Annotated in this window: 13 protein-coding genes; 10 read left to right on the top strand and 3 right to left on the bottom strand. The window is 69.9% G+C overall.

Annotated elements, in window-relative coordinates; translation table 11 throughout:
- Nucleotides 1-7: 7 nt before the first annotated feature.
- Nucleotides 8-1,966 carry a metalloregulator ArsR/SmtB family transcription factor gene (locus VYJ16_RS03200; RefSeq protein ID WP_336348868.1) on the bottom strand — a complete coding sequence of 653 codons (1,959 nt, stop codon included), beginning with the start codon at nucleotides 1,964-1,966 and terminating at the stop codon, nucleotides 8-10.
- Between the two features lie 156 nt (nucleotides 1,967-2,122).
- Here VYJ16_RS03200 and VYJ16_RS03195 point away from each other — a divergent pair, with 156 nt between their 5' ends.
- From VYJ16_RS03195 to VYJ16_RS03185, 3 genes are all read left to right on the top strand, one after another.
- Nucleotides 2,123-4,948 (top strand): S8 family serine peptidase, encoded by a 2,826-nt coding sequence (locus VYJ16_RS03195; protein ID WP_336348867.1) that lies wholly within the window; start codon nucleotides 2,123-2,125, stop codon nucleotides 4,946-4,948.
- A 142-nt stretch (nucleotides 4,949-5,090) separates the two neighbouring features.
- Nucleotides 5,091-6,521 (top strand): S8 family serine peptidase, encoded by a 1,431-nt coding sequence (locus tag VYJ16_RS03190; RefSeq protein ID WP_336348866.1) that lies wholly within the window; start codon nucleotides 5,091-5,093, stop codon nucleotides 6,519-6,521.
- 89 nt (nucleotides 6,522-6,610) lie between these two features.
- Entirely contained in the window at nucleotides 6,611-7,390 is a 780-nt protein-coding gene (locus VYJ16_RS03185) for a hypothetical protein (protein ID WP_336348865.1), read from the top strand.
- A gap of 42 nt (nucleotides 7,391-7,432) precedes the next feature.
- On the opposite strand, the gene VYJ16_RS03180 is transcribed toward VYJ16_RS03185, so the two are convergent.
- A complete protein-coding gene (locus VYJ16_RS03180) occupies nucleotides 7,433-7,942 on the bottom strand; it encodes a deoxyuridine 5'-triphosphate nucleotidohydrolase (protein ID WP_336348864.1) in 510 nt (169 codons plus the stop codon).
- Between the two features lie 214 nt (nucleotides 7,943-8,156).
- Between VYJ16_RS03180 and VYJ16_RS03175 the strand changes: the two genes are divergently transcribed.
- From VYJ16_RS03175 to VYJ16_RS03145, 7 genes are all read left to right on the top strand, one after another.
- A complete protein-coding gene (locus VYJ16_RS03175) occupies nucleotides 8,157-10,133 on the top strand; it encodes an aconitate hydratase (RefSeq protein ID WP_336348863.1) in 1,977 nt (658 codons plus the stop codon).
- 126 nt (nucleotides 10,134-10,259) lie between these two features.
- On the top strand, nucleotides 10,260-10,871 hold the full coding sequence (locus VYJ16_RS03170; RefSeq protein ID WP_336348862.1) for a TetR/AcrR family transcriptional regulator: 612 nt from the start codon (nucleotides 10,260-10,262) through the stop codon (nucleotides 10,869-10,871).
- Complete coding sequence (locus VYJ16_RS03165) at nucleotides 10,868-11,899, top strand: proline racemase family protein (protein WP_336348861.1); 1,032 nt, start codon at nucleotides 10,868-10,870, stop codon at nucleotides 11,897-11,899. The genes VYJ16_RS03170 and VYJ16_RS03165 overlap by 4 nt, the downstream gene beginning before the upstream one ends.
- A 191-nt stretch (nucleotides 11,900-12,090) precedes the next feature.
- On the top strand, nucleotides 12,091-12,597 hold the full coding sequence (locus VYJ16_RS03160; RefSeq protein ID WP_336348860.1) for an HPP family protein: 507 nt from the start codon (nucleotides 12,091-12,093) through the stop codon (nucleotides 12,595-12,597).
- A gap of 26 nt (nucleotides 12,598-12,623) precedes the next feature.
- Complete coding sequence (gene rimI / locus VYJ16_RS03155; RefSeq protein WP_336348859.1) at nucleotides 12,624-13,148, top strand: ribosomal protein S18-alanine N-acetyltransferase; 525 nt, start codon at nucleotides 12,624-12,626, stop codon at nucleotides 13,146-13,148.
- 108 nt (nucleotides 13,149-13,256) lie between these two features.
- Nucleotides 13,257-13,760 carry a DUF5810 domain-containing protein gene (locus VYJ16_RS03150; RefSeq protein WP_336348858.1) on the top strand — a complete coding sequence of 168 codons (504 nt, stop codon included), beginning with the start codon at nucleotides 13,257-13,259 and terminating at the stop codon, nucleotides 13,758-13,760.
- 24 nt (nucleotides 13,761-13,784) lie between these two features.
- The gene (locus VYJ16_RS03145) at nucleotides 13,785-14,198 is read left to right on the top strand and encodes a DUF5809 family protein (RefSeq protein ID WP_336348857.1); all 414 of its coding nucleotides are present in this window, start codon (nucleotides 13,785-13,787) and stop codon (nucleotides 14,196-14,198) included.
- A 25-nt stretch (nucleotides 14,199-14,223) separates the two neighbouring features.
- Here the strand turns inward: VYJ16_RS03145 and hisH are convergent, their stop codons facing one another.
- Complete coding sequence (gene hisH / locus VYJ16_RS03140) at nucleotides 14,224-14,895, bottom strand: imidazole glycerol phosphate synthase subunit HisH (protein ID WP_336348856.1); 672 nt, start codon at nucleotides 14,893-14,895, stop codon at nucleotides 14,224-14,226.
- Nucleotides 14,896-14,970: the final 75 nt, after the last annotated feature.

Here is a 14,970-nt window from a genome sequence, read left to right as displayed (position 1 = left end):
GTCCCCGTCAGTCGTCCGCGGGTGTCGGTGCGTCGACGTCGCGGGTCGCGGGTTCGCTGTCGTCGTCGCCTTGACGCGGTGGAAGGGCGGTGGCGGCGTCGGCGGTGAGCGCGTTCACGACGCGGCGGCCGTCGCGCGTCCGCTCGACGACGCCGGCGTCCGCGAGCTTCTGGAGGTGGTGCGTGACGGTGCTGGGGTCCCGGTCGAGTGCGTCCGCCAGGTCGCCGTTGGGGGCGGGGCCGTCGTCGTGGAGGGCGCGGACGAGCGCGGCGCGCGTCGGGTCCTTCAGTGCGTCCCGGAGCGGTTCGTGCTCGCTCCCGACTGGATAGTACCGGCGGTGGCCGTCGACCTTCCGACTGTGCACGAGTCGTTCGTCCTCGAGGACGCGGAGGTGGTGGCGGACGGTGGACAGCGACGCGTCGGTCGCGTCGGCGACAGCGGACAGATGAATGCCGGGGTCGTCGTCGATGATCTCGTATGCGTTGTCGCGGACGTCGTGCTCGAGCGGGTCGCTGTCGTCGTACCGGCTGTACTTGTAGACGGGAACGCCGGGGATGCGGTGTAGTCGGTCCTCGAGTTCGCGGCGCGCGGTGCTCGCGAGCGCCCGGAGTGGCGTGGGCGAGGTCGCGCCGAGCGCGCTGGCGCTGGCGGTCGTCGCGGTCCCGATGCCGGCGGTCGCGAGGAGGGTCGCGAGCGCGAACGCGGTCGCGGTGCCGCCGGGGAGCGCGCCGTACCACGCGGTCGCGGCTGGGCCGTCGATGCCCACGAGTCCCGGGTCGGTCTCGTCGGTCGCGCCCGTGCCACCGCCGACGCCTGCGCCGGGGCCGTCGTCGGCGCCGTCACCGCTGGTGTCGCCGAGCGCACCGCGGTCGTTGGTGTCCGCGAGCGCGGCCTGCTCGCCGCCGCCTGCCGTCTCGGACCTCGCGGCGTCGCCGTCACCGGCGCCGCTGCCGCCGTCACTGCCACCAGCGCCGCCGGCGCCGGCACCGCCGTCGCTTCCGTCGAGCGCGTCGGTCGCCCCGTCGGTCGCCTCCAGGGCGCCGTCGAGGAGTCCGGTCGTACTCGTCGTCGTTCCGGCGACGACGCCCGACAGCAGGCCGGTGCTCGACATCGTCGAGACCTCGAGGACGCCCTCGACCGTCGCGGTCGACAGGTCCGTGACCGTCCCGGCAAGCGACCGCATCCCTGCTGTCTCCACGGTCGCGGTCACGCCTGCTATCGTCTCGTTCGCGAGGGAACTACTGGTGTTCGCGACGCTCCCGGTCGTGTCCGTGACGCTCTCGGTCGTGTCCGTGATGCTGCTGGTGGTGTTCGCGTTCGCGTCCGTCGCGTTCCCGGTGGCGCCCGTCGTGCTGTTCGCGACCGAGTCGGACGCGTCCCCTACCGTGGCGGTGGTCTCGTTCGTCAAGCCGTCGCCGGTGGCGTTGCCGACGGTGGTGTTGCCGGCGAGGTCGTCACTCGTCGCGTTCCCGGTGGTGTCGTTGAGCGTCCCGTCGGTCGTATTGTCGATGGTGTCGGTGGTGTTGTCGACGGTGCCGTCAGTCGTATTGTCGATGGTGTCGGTGGTGTTGTCGACGGTGCCGTCAGTCGTATTGTCGATGGCGTCGGTGGTGTTGTCGACGGTGTCGGTGGTGTCGTCGACGGTATCGGTCGTATTGTCGGGGTTGGTGGTGCTGTCTGTGGTGTTGTCGACAGTGTCGTCGGTGGTGTTGTCGATGGTGCCGTCGGTGGTGTTGTCGACGGTATCGGTCGTATTGTCGACGGTATCGGTCGTATTGTCGACGGTATCGGTCGTATTGTCGACGGTGTCGGTGGTGTTGCCGGTGAGGCCGTCGTCGGTGGTGTTGTCGGGAACGGTGGTGGCGTCGGTGGCGGTCGCTACGGGAGGCGCAAGGAGGACGAGTGCGACGGCGAGGAGCGCGAGCGCCGTCGTTGCGGCGTCTCTGGTGCGAGCGACCGATGTCACGTTGACGCATGGCTAGCCGCCGCTGGCCAAGTAAGTTTGCAATTATTACCGTTCGCGATGGTGGCCGCCATCGGTTCGTGCTAGTGAGTGTCTCTCATATTTGGACGGGTTTGTGTGAATCTCCTTTTCCATCCCGTCGAGTCTCCAGGGTACGTCATGCGCAACGATGACACGGGACTCGGAGACGAGAGCTCCGGGACGACACGACGAACGTTCCTCACGAGTACGGCCGCGCTGGCGGCCGCAGCGGTCGCGTCCGGTTCCGCGAGCGCCGCGACCGATGCTGCGACCAGCGCCGCGGCGAGCGACGTCGACACGACGTACAGCAACTGGCGAACGCGCGAAGCCGCGAAGGTATGGGACCGCGGGTACCGCGGCCGCCCCGACCGCACCGTCGCGCTCACCGACTCCGGCGTCGAGGCTCGCCACCCCGACCTCGGCCCGTGGAACGGCGTCCGCGCCGTCGTCCGCGACGGCGACGTCGTCATCCCGACGAGCGAACGCGAACGCACCGACCTCGACGCCGGCGAAGCGTTCTCCGGAACCATGGGTCCGGGCACGTTCGCGAACCCGAGCACGAACGAGCACGTCTTCACGACCAGCGACCAGGCCGAGGGCATCGACGTCACGATGACGTGGACGCCCGAGGACGTCCAGGGCAACGGCGAGGACCTCGAACTCTACCTCGACCGGCGCGTCGACGGCGACTGGGAGCGCGTCGCTGCCTCCACGAAGGGCAGCCAGCCCGAGGAGATAGATCGCTACGTCGAGGGCGGCGGCGAGTACCGGTTCGTCGTCGAGACGTGGCTGAACGTCACCTGCGAGTACGAGATCACCGCGACGTACTACGAGCAGTCGGGGTCGTTCGAGGCTGCCGACCCGAGCGTCGTCTTCGAGGACGCCGGCTCCGGCGCGGCCGCCCCGAAGACCGTCGGCTGGTACGACCCCGGCCCGCGGTACGGGAGCTACAACCAGCCACGGGACCCGAACGGGCACGGCACGCACTGCGCGTCCATCATGACCGGGACGGGTCGCGCGAGCAGCGTCGACCCCGAGACCGCGACGTACGAGGAGCCCGGCGAGGTGCTCGCGCTCGGCGACACCCGCCAGTACGAGGTCGACGCCGACGCCGACACCGGCGTCTTCGGCGCCGTCTACGGGACCGCCATCGAGGTCCTCATCGAGGGGCCCGACGGCCGCGAACTCGACGCGACGAGCGCGACGAGCGACTCCGCGGTCAACGACCACGCGGTCGCCGAGACGCCCGTGACCGAGACGGGGACGTACACCGTCATCGTCCGCGCCGCCGAGGGCGAACTCGCGTCCACCGCGACGGTCGAAGCGGTCGGCGTCGGCGCGTTCGAGGACCCCGCGGAGACGAACGGCGACCGCACGGGCACGCCGACCGGGCTCCACACGGGCGTCGCGCCCGACCAGAGCCTCGTCGGCCTCCAGGGGCTCTCCGGGCCCACCGGCCAGCTCGCGAAGCACGCCGAGGCCTTCTCGGACCTCTTCAACGTGCGAGCGGTGAACATGTCCTGGGGGTACGTCGGCGGCCTCCCGCTCGGGAGCGTCGGCGGCGTCCTCGACACCATCCCCGGCGGCATCAAGGACATCGCCCAGGCGGGCGTCCTGACGTGCGCGGCGGCGGGGAACGCGGCGACGCCCGCGAACGGGAACGGCTCGCCGGCCATCGCCGAGGAGTGCATCTCGGTGTGCGCGACCGGGCCGCTCGACGGGCTCGCCGCGTACTCCTCCGGCGGTATCGGCGCACTCGACGAGGACGACGACGCGGTGTACATGAAGCCCGACGTCTCCGCGCCCGGCGGCAAGCTCGACGACGTCGTCGACGCCGCGCTCACGGGCGCGCCGGACACGCCCGAGGACGAACAGGACCCGATCGCTGGATACACGGGGAAGGCTGGGACGTCGATGGCGACGCCGTTCACGACGGGCGTCGCCGGCCTCGTCTCGCAGGCGATGGAGGAGGACGCGCCGGCGAGCATCGCGCTCCCGCATCCCGACGACGCCGACCTCGAGGACGTCTACCGGCTGAAGCAGGTGCTGTTGGCGACCGCGAGCGAGACGCCGTTCACGGCCGCCGGGAAGCATCGGGCGCACGCGCCGACGTACGACTTCGGCGGCCGCGACCCCTACGAGGGGTACGGGCGCGTGAACCCGGACGCGGCGGTCGACGCGGTGACGCGCGACGTCGCGGACGCGACCGTGGACGCGACGCTCGGCCTGAACCTGCCCGAGGACTCGCGAGCGGTCGCCGGCTACGTCCAGGCCGGTCCCGGCACCGTCTCGGTCGACCTGTCGTTCGACTACTACAGCGGCGGGAACAAGGGCATGGCCGAGGAGGCGCCGCACGTCGACGTGTTCGTGTACGACGCCGAGGAGCCCGCCGAGTACGGCGAGCCGAACGTCCTCGCGCGAGCGCAGGGCCTCCAGGGGTCGGCGAGTACGACCGTCTCCATCCCGCGTGACAGCGACGACCGGACGCTCTACGTCGTCGCGAAGCTCGTGAACGTCCCCGGCGCGGTGAACGGCTACGACGTGCAGGCGCACTGCTCGCTCTCCGTCGACGCCGAGGCCGGGTTCTTCGTCTCCGGGACGCGCACGGACGACGGGTCAGCGTTCACGGGCGGGCAGACGAACCAGGTCGACCTCTCGGTGAACCCGAGCGCGGACAGCGAGTTCCGCGACGTCGTCCCCGCCGCGTGGGACGTCCTCACCGAGTACAGCGACGACGTCTCGCACGTCGAGGACGCCGGCGACGTCCAGTACGTCTACTTCGAGCCGACCGCGGCCGCCGACAGCGACACGACCGTGACGTACTTCGCCGAAGCCCCCGAGGGCGGCCTGACCTCGAACGCGTACACGTTCGGCCCGGCCGAGGTGAAGCCCGACGACGCGACCGGCTGGGTCGCCGTCTCCGGGACGAGCGACACGAACGTCGTCCTCGGCGCGAGCACGTAACGACGTACGACCGCTCGACGCGAGCACGTAACGACGTACGACCGCTCGACGCGAGCACGTAACGACGTACGACCGCTCGACGCGGCGACGCTGACCAACCCCTTCGACCGCGACCGAACCCAGCACTCGCGATTCAACTCCGATGACACGAGAGACCGCGCGATTCGACAGACGCACCGTACTCCAGACGACCGCCGGCCTCGCCGGCACCGCCGCGCTCGCCGGCCTCTCCGGCGCAGCAGCTGCCGCCGACGGCGGCCCGATCGACGACGCGCTCGACCGCGACAGCGACGCGCTCCAGGAGGCGCTCGTCGTCTTCGACGACTCGAGCGCCATCGACCACCTCGACGCGCTCGCCCTCGCCGACGGCTACCTCGCGTTCGACGTCCTCCCCGTCGCGTACACCGTCCTGACGGGCTCGCAGATAGCGACCGTCGCCGACTGGGAGTCAGTCAGGTTCGTCGAGGCGAACCGCGAACTCGACTACCACAACGCCGACGCGCGCGACGTCACCGACGTCGACGTCGTCCGCAGCGACCTGGGGTACGACGGGTCGAGCGCGCACGTCGCCGTCGTCGACTCCGGCCTCGACGGCGACCACCCAGACCTAGACGCCGCCGTCCACAACTACCAGTGGGCGGGGAATCCGCTCGGGTCGCCGACGCTCTGGACTGACGTCGGCCCGCTCGACTCCGACGACGTCGGCCACGGCACGCACTGCTCGGGGACCATCGCCGGCGACGGCACGGCAAACGGCGAGGACTCCGGGATGGCGCCCGGCGTCGACCTCACCGTCTACTCCTCGGGTGCGGCCATCAGTATCCTGAAGGCCGCGGCAGCGTACGACCACCTCCTCGCGAACCACGCCGGGAGCGTCGACGTCGTCTCGAACTCCTACGGGTCCGCGAGCGCCGCCGACTACAACCCCGACGGGACGCTCGAGACCGCGACGTGGACCGCGTTCGACTCGGGACTCCTCCCCGTCATCTCCGCCGGGAACTCAGGACCGAGTACCGACACGCTCAACGACTACGCGAAGGCGCCGCACGTCCTCTCCGTCGCCGCGACCACCGACGGGAAGACCGTGACGGACTTCTCGTCGCGCGGCCGCGCCGCGTCGACCGACGCGAACTACGACCGCGAGACCGCGCTCGCGAACCTCGAATCGCACTACGCGGACGATTCGACCGCGACCGGCTCGGTCGGCGTCTACCGGAACGGCGTCGCCGCCCCCGGGAACCAGGTGAACTCCACGATGTCGCCCGCCGACGCGCTCAAGGCGACCGCGTCCTCGCAGTCCGTCTACTACGCGACGATCAGCGGCACGAGCATGAGTTGTCCCGTCACCGCCGGCATCGCCGCGCTCGTCGTCGACGCCTACCGCCAGAACGGACACGGCGACCCCGCTCCGATGGACGTCCTGAACACGATCGAAGCGACCGCGTACGAAGCGAGCGACGGGTACACGCCGGCGAACGCCGGCGCCGGGTTCGTCGACGCGGACGCCGCCGCCTCCCGCGCCGCCGACGGCACCCTCGCTGGGTTCGACGACGTCACGCTCACCGACCCCTGAGCGGTCGACCACGGCGTTCGACCCCGCGGCCGACGCCGGCCGCGGACCAAAAAGGTCGTAACCACCCCCATGCTAGGCTCGGGCAACTGATGTCCGGCTCCACGCACGCTCGCGTCGCTCTCGCGCTCGTCCTCGCCGTCTCCCTCGCCGGGTGCGGGGCCACGAACCTCCCGTTCCTCGGTGACGACGCCGCCGACGACGGGCAGGCCGAGGCCATCGCCACCGACGCCGTCTCCGAGATGCAGTCGGTGTCCGCGTACAACTTCACGATGACGCAGGTCGTCGCGTTCGGCCAGAACGAGGTGAACATGACCGCCGACGGGACCGTGAACCACACGAGCGAACGCCTCTACATGGACGTCACCGAGTCCGTCCTGACGAACACCACGCGCTCGAAGGAGTTCACCGACGTGTACGTCGTCGACGACACGCGCTGCTGGCGCGACAGCAGCACCGAGTCCGGATGGAACTCGACGTCCGTGTCCGGCGTCTGGAACCAGGGGCTCTCCGTCGAGTCCCAGGGCGAACTCCTGAACGCGACCGGTACCAGTGCGGCCCTTCTGGAGAACCAGACCGTTCGCGGCGAGACCGCGTACGTCGTCGAGATACGGCCGAACGTGAACGCGCTCAAGCGCGTCGTCGCGAACGACTCCTCGGTCGACCTCAGCGAGGTCACGGTGCGGAACGCGACGGTCACCCAGTACGTCTCGCAGGACGACCGCAACCTCCTCCGCACGACGATGCACGTCACGTTCGTCCAACAGGGCCGCACCACGACCGTCGACCTCGAGATGAACTACACGGACTACGACGACGTCGGCCAGATCACGATCCCCGAGACCGAAGACGACGAACCCGTCTGCCCCTGACCGCCTTCGCGGCCGTCCCTTAGCGGTTCTCGTCCTCGTGAGTCAGAGGTTCTCGCCCTGGTAGGTGCCGTCGTACTCGCCGTCGTGCTCCGCTTCCGCGAGCACGAGCTGCGCGATACGCGCGCCCTCGACGAGTTCGACGTCGTGATGGACCTGCAGGAGCCCCTCGCCTTTCCCGGTGTAGCCGGCGTCCCACACCGCGGTGTTCAGCATGCAGGAGTTCCGCATGAGCGACGACCGCGGGTACACGAACCCGACGTGCCCCTCCGGGATGGAGATGGTCTCGCCGTACCGGACGACGTACGACCCCTCCTCGAGGTAGTACGTGCCCGCGTCGTCGCTCGCCTCGACGTCGGTCTCGCCCGCGCTCTCACCGACCGTCTCGGGCTCGCGCGCCTGCCGCTCGCCGATCTCCTTCCCTTCGCGACCGATGCGGCCCGGTTCGCGCTGCTCGAACACCGCCTCCAAGGTGAGGTCGACGCCGTTCGGCTGGTGCTGGTCCTCTCGCGTCGGCTCCACGTGCGATGCCACGAACGACCCGTCTCTGTACATGTCCGGGCGGTCTCCGTCGAGGGGAATGTAGCTTCCGAGTCGCGGTCACGACCCCGGCCGTCGCTCCTGGGGCGCCCGATGCGGGGGCGTGAACGCTCGTCCAGTTCGCTGGCAAGATTCGCACGAATCAGGGGCCGGCGACGCCGGTTCCTCATGGTTTTCCCCCAACTAACTCGCGGGTTTTAAGGTCGGTCGTCGCGGACGTTTGAACGCTATGGGACAGACACTTACCGAGAAAATCCTCGACGACCACCTCGTCGAGGGAGAGCTCGAGACCGGCGAGGAGATCGGGATCGAGATCGACCAGGTCCTCACGCAGGACACGACGGGGACGATGGTCTGGCTCCAGTTCGAGGCGATGGGACTGGACGAGGTTCAGACGGAGATCGCGGCGCAGTACTGCGACCACCAGACGTACCAGTTCGACTTCAAGAACACGGACGACCACCGCTTCCTTCGGTCCGCGGCAGGCACCTACGGTGCGCACTTCTCGCGCCCCGGTAACGGCATCTGTCACAACGTCCACAAGGAGAACTTCGCCGCGCCCGGCAAGACGATGCTCGGGTCGGACTCGCACACGCCCACGCCCGGTGGGCTCGGCGAACTCGCGATCGGCGCGGGCGGTATCGACGTGACGGTCGCCATGGGTGGCGCGCCGTACTACATCGAGATGCCCGAGGTCGTGAACGTGCGGCTCGAAGGCGAGCTGCCCGCGTGGGCGACCGCGAAGGACGTCATCCTCGAGATGCTCCGACGCCTCACCGTCAAGGGCGGCGTCGGGAAGGTCCTCGAGTACACCGGCCCCGGCGTGGAGACGCTCTCCGTACCGGAGCGCACCACCATCACGAACATGGGCACCGAGCTCGGTGCGACGTCCTCGATCTTCCCGACCGACGAGGCGACCAAGGACTACCTCGCGCGCCAGGACCGCGAGGAGGACTACGTCGAGATCGGTCCCGACGAGGACGCCGAGTACGACGACGAGATCGTCGTCGACCTCTCCGACATCGAGCCGCTCATCGCGGAGCCGTCGATGCCGGACAACATCGTCCCCGTCCGCGAGGTCGAGGGCGTCGACGTCAGCCAGGTCATGATCGGGTCCTGTACGAACGGTGCGTACAGCGACATCCTCCCGGCCGCGAAGATGCTGGAGGGCCGCGAGGTCGACATGAAGACCGAGATGATCGTCGCACCCGGCAGCAAGCAGGCGAGCGAGATGCTCGCGCGCGACGGCTGGGTCGCCGAGATGATGGCGGCCGGCGTGAACTTCTCCGAGGCGACGTGCGGGGCGTGTATCGGCATCGGGCACGTGCCCGCGTCCGACTCCGTCTCGCTGCGGACGTTCAACCGGAACTTCGAGGGTCGCTCGGGTATCGACGACGACTCCGTCTACCTGTGCTCGCCGGAGGTCGCCACCGCGGCGGCGATCAAGGGCGAGATCGTCGACCCGCGCGACCTCGCCGACGAACTCGGCGACCTCGAGGACCCCGGGTTCGAGCTCCCCGACAAGTACGACGGCTCGAAGACGGACCTCATCGCGCCCGACGAGGCCGTCGACGACGAACTCGTGAAGGGCCCGAACATCAAGGACGTCCCGCTGAAGGACGAGCTCGACGCCGAGCTCTCCGGTGAGAACCTCCTGAAGATGGGGGACAACATCACGACCGACCACATCACGCCCGCGAACGCGGACGCCCTGATGTACCGGTCGAACATCCCGGAGTACTCGAAGTTCACGCTCACGCGGATCGACGAGACGTTCCCCGAGCGCGCCGAAGCCGCTGACGGTGGCGTCCTCGTCGCGGGCGAGAACTACGGTCAGGGGTCGAGCCGCGAGCACGCGGCGATGTGCCCGATGTACCTCGGTATCGACGCGGTGTTCGCGCAGAGCTTCGCGCGCATCCACAAGGCGAACCTGTTCAACTTCGGTATCGCGCCGTTCCGCATCGACGCGGAGGACTACGAGCAGATCGAGCAGGGCGACGAGCTCTCCGTGGTCGACGACATCCGCGACGGCGTGGAGTCCGGCCAGGAGGAGTTCACGGTCAGCGTGAACGACGACTGGGAGTTCACGGCGAAACTCGACGCGTCCCAGCGCGAGCGCGACATGCTCGCGGTCGGCGGGAAGCTCCCGTGGACGAAGCAGCGCGCCGGCGACGGTGCGAGCGGCGCGTCCCCGGCCGACGACTGAGCGGTCGTCGAACGCGATATCTCTCCTCTCTCTTTCAGTGCGGTGACCGAGCGGTGTCTCTGTTCGACGCGGTAACTGTCGCGGCGGCGGGAAGCTTCAAGCCCGTCGACTGACTAGTCGGTCAGTATGAGTGAGAGGTACGCCGACGAGGAGAGTCCCGAGGCGATCGAGCAGATAATGCGCGGGACGTTCGAGGCGCTCTGCGAGCGCGGGTACGCGGACCTCCGCATGGTCGACATCGCGGACCGCACGGACCTCTCGAAGTCGACGCTGCACTATCACTTCGACTCGAAGCACGACCTCCTCGTCGCGTTCCTCGAGTTCCTCTACGACGATTTCGAGTCCGAACTCGCGAGTATCGCGGGCGACGACCCCGGCGAGCGCCTCCGCGAGGTCGTCCGCACCGTCTACCACGACGACGACGACGGCCGCGAGGAGCTCCGCGTCGCGATACTCGAGATAGAGAGCCAGGCGCCGTACGACGAGGCGTTCCAGGCGTCGCTCCGGCGGTTCGACCGCCTGCTGCACGACGTCGTCCGGTCGAACGTCGAGGAGGGCAAGGAGACCGGGCGGTTCCGGCGGGACGTGGACGCGGACGCGGTCGCGACGTTCGTCGCCACGGCGCTCACGGGCGCGCACAACCGCCGCGTGAGTCTCGGCGTGGACACGAGCGACGTGGAGACGATGCTGCTCGATTACCTCGACGAACGCCTGCTCGAGGGGGACTCGGACGGATGAACTGGAATCCACGGCTCCCCGAGGACTGGGTGCGGATCGAGACGGTGGACGCGCACGCCGCGGGCGAACCGCTCCGCGTCGTCGTCGACGGGTTCCCCGACCTCGACGGCGACACGATCCTCGCGCGCCGACGGGACGCGGTCGCGAACCACGACGACCTCCGGACCGCGCTGATGCTGGAACCGCGCGGTCACCGCGACATGTACGGCGCGCTCCTCACCGAGCCAACCTCCGCGGACGGCGACGTCGGCGTGCTGTTCGCGCACAACGACGGCTACAGTACGATGTGCGGGCACGGTATCGTCGCGCTCGGCGTCGTCCTCGTCGAGACCGGGATGGTCGACGCCACGCCGCCGACCGAGACCATCGGGTTCGACACGCCCGCGGGCCTCGTCACCGCGACCGTGGAAGTCGAAGCAGACAGTCGCGTCGCCGCCGTCTCGTTCGAGAACGTGCCGTCGTTCGCGCACGCGCTCGACGAGACGGTGGACGTCCCCGGGTACGGCGAGGTGACGGTCGACGTCGCGTACGGTGGTGCGTTCTACGCGTACTGCGACGCCGACCGGTTCGACCTGTCGTTGACGACGGCGGACGCGGACGCCATCGAGCGCGCGGGCATGGCGGTCAAGCGCGCGGTCGCGGACGCGGTCGACCTCCACCACCCGAAGAACGACGACCTGGAGTACGTCTACGGGACCATCTTCCGCGGCCCCGCCCACGGCGATGACGCCGACTCCCGGAACGTCTGCGTGTTCGCGGACGGCCAGATAGACCGGTCGCCGACCGGGACTGGCGTCAGCGGTCGGCTCGCCATCCAGCACGCCCGCGGCGCGCTCGACGTCGGCGACCCCTTGGTCGTCGAGAGCATCCTCGGCACGACGTTCACGGGCGAGATAGTCACGACGACGACCGTCGGCGACGTCGACGCGGTCGTGCCGCGCGTCACCGGGAGCGCGCACGTCACCGGCCGCAGCGAGTTCGTCCGCGACCCCACCGACCCGCTCCGGGACGGCTTCCGCGTGGAGTGAATCGGCTCCGAGGCAACCCGGGTGGAGTGAATCGGCTCCGAGGCAACCCGGGTGGAGTGAATCGACTTCGAGGCAACCCGGGTGGAGTGAATCGACTTCGAGGCAACGGCCGGGTGGAGTGAATCGACTCCGGGACGACCTGTCGTCCGAGAGCGTCACGCTGAAACCCTCGGGTACGCTCGAATGTCGCAATGGCGCGGGGTTCCGTGGGTGCGCGGACGCTGGAACTGGCGCGGAGCGCTCGCGCTGGCGTCCTCCTGCTCGTGTCGACCGCGGCCGCGTTCCTGTCGGGCGTCCCGCTCGTGTTCCCGAGTCTCGGGCCGTCGGCGTACGTGCTCGCGACCGCCGACGACCCACCGAGCGGACGGGTGGTGCTGGGCGGGCACGCGGTCGGCGTCGCCGCGGGCGCGCTCGCGTACCACGCGCTCGCCGGCGGGCACGTCGTCACGACCGCGGTGCCGCCGGGTGCGTTCGCGACCGTCCGCCTCGGCGTGGCGGGTGCGCTCGCGGTCGCAGCGACGACGTTCGGCATGCGCGCGCTCGGCGTCTCACACGCCCCGGCGTGTGCGACGACGCTCATCGTCTCCCTGGGCCTCCTCACGACGCCACTCCAGCTCGCGGGCGTCGTCGCGTCCGTCGGCGCGCTCCTCGCCGCCGACGCCGGCATCGACCGCGTCGGCGGGCACCCCGAGAATTGATACGCGAGCGCGACCAATCGGGAGGCGTGACGACGACCGCTCCCCTCCCCGACGACGGCAGGTCGCGGATCCGACCGGCGGAGCGCGCGGACCTCCTCGCCATCTACCGCATCGAGAAGGCGTCGTTCCCGCAGCCGTGGCCGTACGAGGTGTTCGACCGGTTCCTCGACGAACCCGGGTTCCTCGTCGCCGAGGAAGGCGACGCCGTCGTCGGGTACGTGGTCGCCGACGTCGTCCCGAACCACGGGCGAGCGTTCGGGCACGTCAAGGACCTCGCGGTTCACCCCGAGCGCCGCGGGCACGGCTACGGTCGGCGGTTGCTCGCGCACGCGCTGACGCGGCTCGCGGAGGGCGACGCGACGAGCGTGAAACTCGAGGTCCGCGAGGGCAACGACGCCGCCATCCACCTCTACGAGGACTTCGGGTTCCAGACGCTCCGGCGCGTCGGCGGCTACTACGAGGACGGCACGGACGCGTTCGTGATGGTGCGCGGCCTCGACGACTGGGGGCGTCGCGACCGCGACTACGGCGCGACCGACGACGCGGACTGACCGCGGCGGCGACGCGACCGACAGCGCGGACTGACTGCGGCGGCGACGCGGTGGAGTGGCCACGCGAGTCCCGAACCCCTTTGTCCGCGTAGCGCCTGCGATAAGCCGATGGCGTACCGTTGTCCGGTGTGCGACAACCCCGAGACCGACGCGGAGCATCTCGCCAACCACCTCGCGTTCACCGCGGTCATCCGCGGCGACGGCCACGAGTCGTGGCTGGACGAGCACGTCCCCGACTGGGGCGACGACGACCCCGAGTCGCTCGCGCCGAAGGTCGCGGAGGCGGTTCCCGAGGTCGACGTCCCCGAACTCGAGGACGACGACCACGCGAGCCACGACCACGGCGGGCGACTGGAGGACGAGCTCGCCCAGCAGAGCGGGCATCGCGGCCCCGGCGCGGGCGGGATGAGCGGCGCTGGTGGTGCGAGCGACGCACCGGCCGGCGGCCGCGGCGACCTCACCGAGGACGCGGCGGGCGTGATGCAGGAAGCCCAGCGACTCACCGAGCAGATGTACGGGCTCGACGAGGACGGCGAGGACGCGAGCAGGGACGACGGCGCGGACGCGAGCGACGCGGACGCGGCCGAGGACGCCTCAAGCGAAAGCGAGTAGTTCCCGACGCCGGAACGCTCGCGTATGGACGTCGAAGGGAGGCTGTCGCCCGAGACCGAGTCGGCGGCGCGCGAGGCCTACGAGTCCGTCGGGCCGACCGCGCAGCTCGTCGTGAAGGAGGTCGCGAAGGCGATGGCGTTCGACCGCGAGGAGTACCGCGAGCGCGTCACGGGCGACGTCGTCGAGACCGCGCGCGACGTCTTGTTCGCCGCGGAGCTCGAGGTCCGCGTCGGCTCGCGCGACGAGTACGAGGCGTGGCGCGACGAGTTCGACGGCGAGGTCGTCGAGCGCGGGAGCGAGCACGTCGACTCGGTCGCGTGGCACGTCGCCCCGTTCGCAGGGGAAGCGGTGGCGGCGACGTTCCAGAAAGAACGCGACGCCGCGGTCGGGACGCTCCGCCGGCAGGCGTACGGCGAGATATACAAGGAGCGATTCTGACGGGGTCGCCAGGCTTTCGAGCTGGTCAGTCGTCGACGCAGAGGTCGACGAAGTTCCGGAGGATGCGGAGGCCGGTCTCGCCGGACTTCTCGGGGTGGAACTGGGTGCCGAAGACGGTGCCGTCGTCGTTCGCGACGACGCTCGCGAAGTCGTGCCCGTAGTCGGTGGTGGCGACGACGGCGTCGTCGTCGTCGGGTACCGCGTAGTAGGAGTGGACGAAGTACGCGTGTTCGCCGTCTACCCCGTCGACGATGGGGTGGTCGCGCTGGACGTCGAGTTCGTTCCACCCCATGTGCGGCACGGTGAGGTCGGCTGCGAACCGCTCGTTCGTGCCGGGGATGAGGTCGAGGCCTTTCGCGTCGCCCTGCCCGGCTTTCTCGGCTTCCTCGCTCGACGTGAGGAGCATCTGCATCCCGAGACAGATGCCGAACAGGGGCGTGTCCGACTCCGCGACCTCGCGGAGCGTGTCGCGGAACGGCCCGGCGTTCTCCATGCCCTCGCCGAACGCGCCGACGCCCGGGAGGACGACGCCGTCCGCGTTCCGGATGGCGTCGGTGTCGTCCGTGATGGTGACCGTCGCACCGGCGCGCTCGAGGCCGCGCGTGACGCTCCGGAGGTTCCCGAGCCCGTAGTCGACGACGGCGACGTCGGCGACGGCGGCGTCCGTGCGGTCTGCGCTCGCGGACTGCTGGCTCATGGGTCACTCTCGACGCCGCCGAGGCATACGGGTTTCCCATCCGGCCCCATCTGCCGTGACGCTACTGGAGGCGGC

The organism is Halorubellus litoreus (assembly GCF_037081675.1).
In the GTDB taxonomy this organism is placed as follows: Archaea; Halobacteriota; Halobacteria; order Halobacteriales; family Natrialbaceae; genus Halorubellus; species Halorubellus litoreus.
Note: the sequence above shows the minus strand (reverse complement) of the source record. Positions and strands in the feature narration are given on the sequence as shown.

Bases quoted from the DNA above. Each gene is read 5' to 3' on its own strand.
- VYJ16_RS03195 (WP_336348867.1), top strand. From the start codon at position 2,123: ATGCGCAACGATGACACGGGACTCGGAGACGAGAGCTCCGGGACGACA.
- VYJ16_RS03190 (WP_336348866.1), top strand. From the start codon at position 5,091: ATGACACGAGAGACCGCGCGATTCGACAGACGCACCGTACTCCAGACG.
- VYJ16_RS03185 (WP_336348865.1), top strand. From the start codon at position 6,611: ATGTCCGGCTCCACGCACGCTCGCGTCGCTCTCGCGCTCGTCCTCGCC.
- VYJ16_RS03180 (WP_336348864.1), bottom strand. From the start codon at position 7,942: ATGTACAGAGACGGGTCGTTCGTGGCATCGCACGTGGAGCCGACGCGA.
- VYJ16_RS03175 (WP_336348863.1), top strand. From the start codon at position 8,157: ATGGGACAGACACTTACCGAGAAAATCCTCGACGACCACCTCGTCGAG.
- VYJ16_RS03170 (WP_336348862.1), top strand. From the start codon at position 10,260: ATGAGTGAGAGGTACGCCGACGAGGAGAGTCCCGAGGCGATCGAGCAG.
- VYJ16_RS03165 (WP_336348861.1), top strand. From the start codon at position 10,868: ATGAACTGGAATCCACGGCTCCCCGAGGACTGGGTGCGGATCGAGACG.
- VYJ16_RS03160 (WP_336348860.1), top strand. From the start codon at position 12,091: ATGGCGCGGGGTTCCGTGGGTGCGCGGACGCTGGAACTGGCGCGGAGC.
- VYJ16_RS03150 (WP_336348858.1), top strand. From the start codon at position 13,257: ATGGCGTACCGTTGTCCGGTGTGCGACAACCCCGAGACCGACGCGGAG.
- VYJ16_RS03145 (WP_336348857.1), top strand. From the start codon at position 13,785: ATGGACGTCGAAGGGAGGCTGTCGCCCGAGACCGAGTCGGCGGCGCGC.
- hisH (WP_336348856.1), bottom strand. From the start codon at position 14,895: ATGAGCCAGCAGTCCGCGAGCGCAGACCGCACGGACGCCGCCGTCGCC.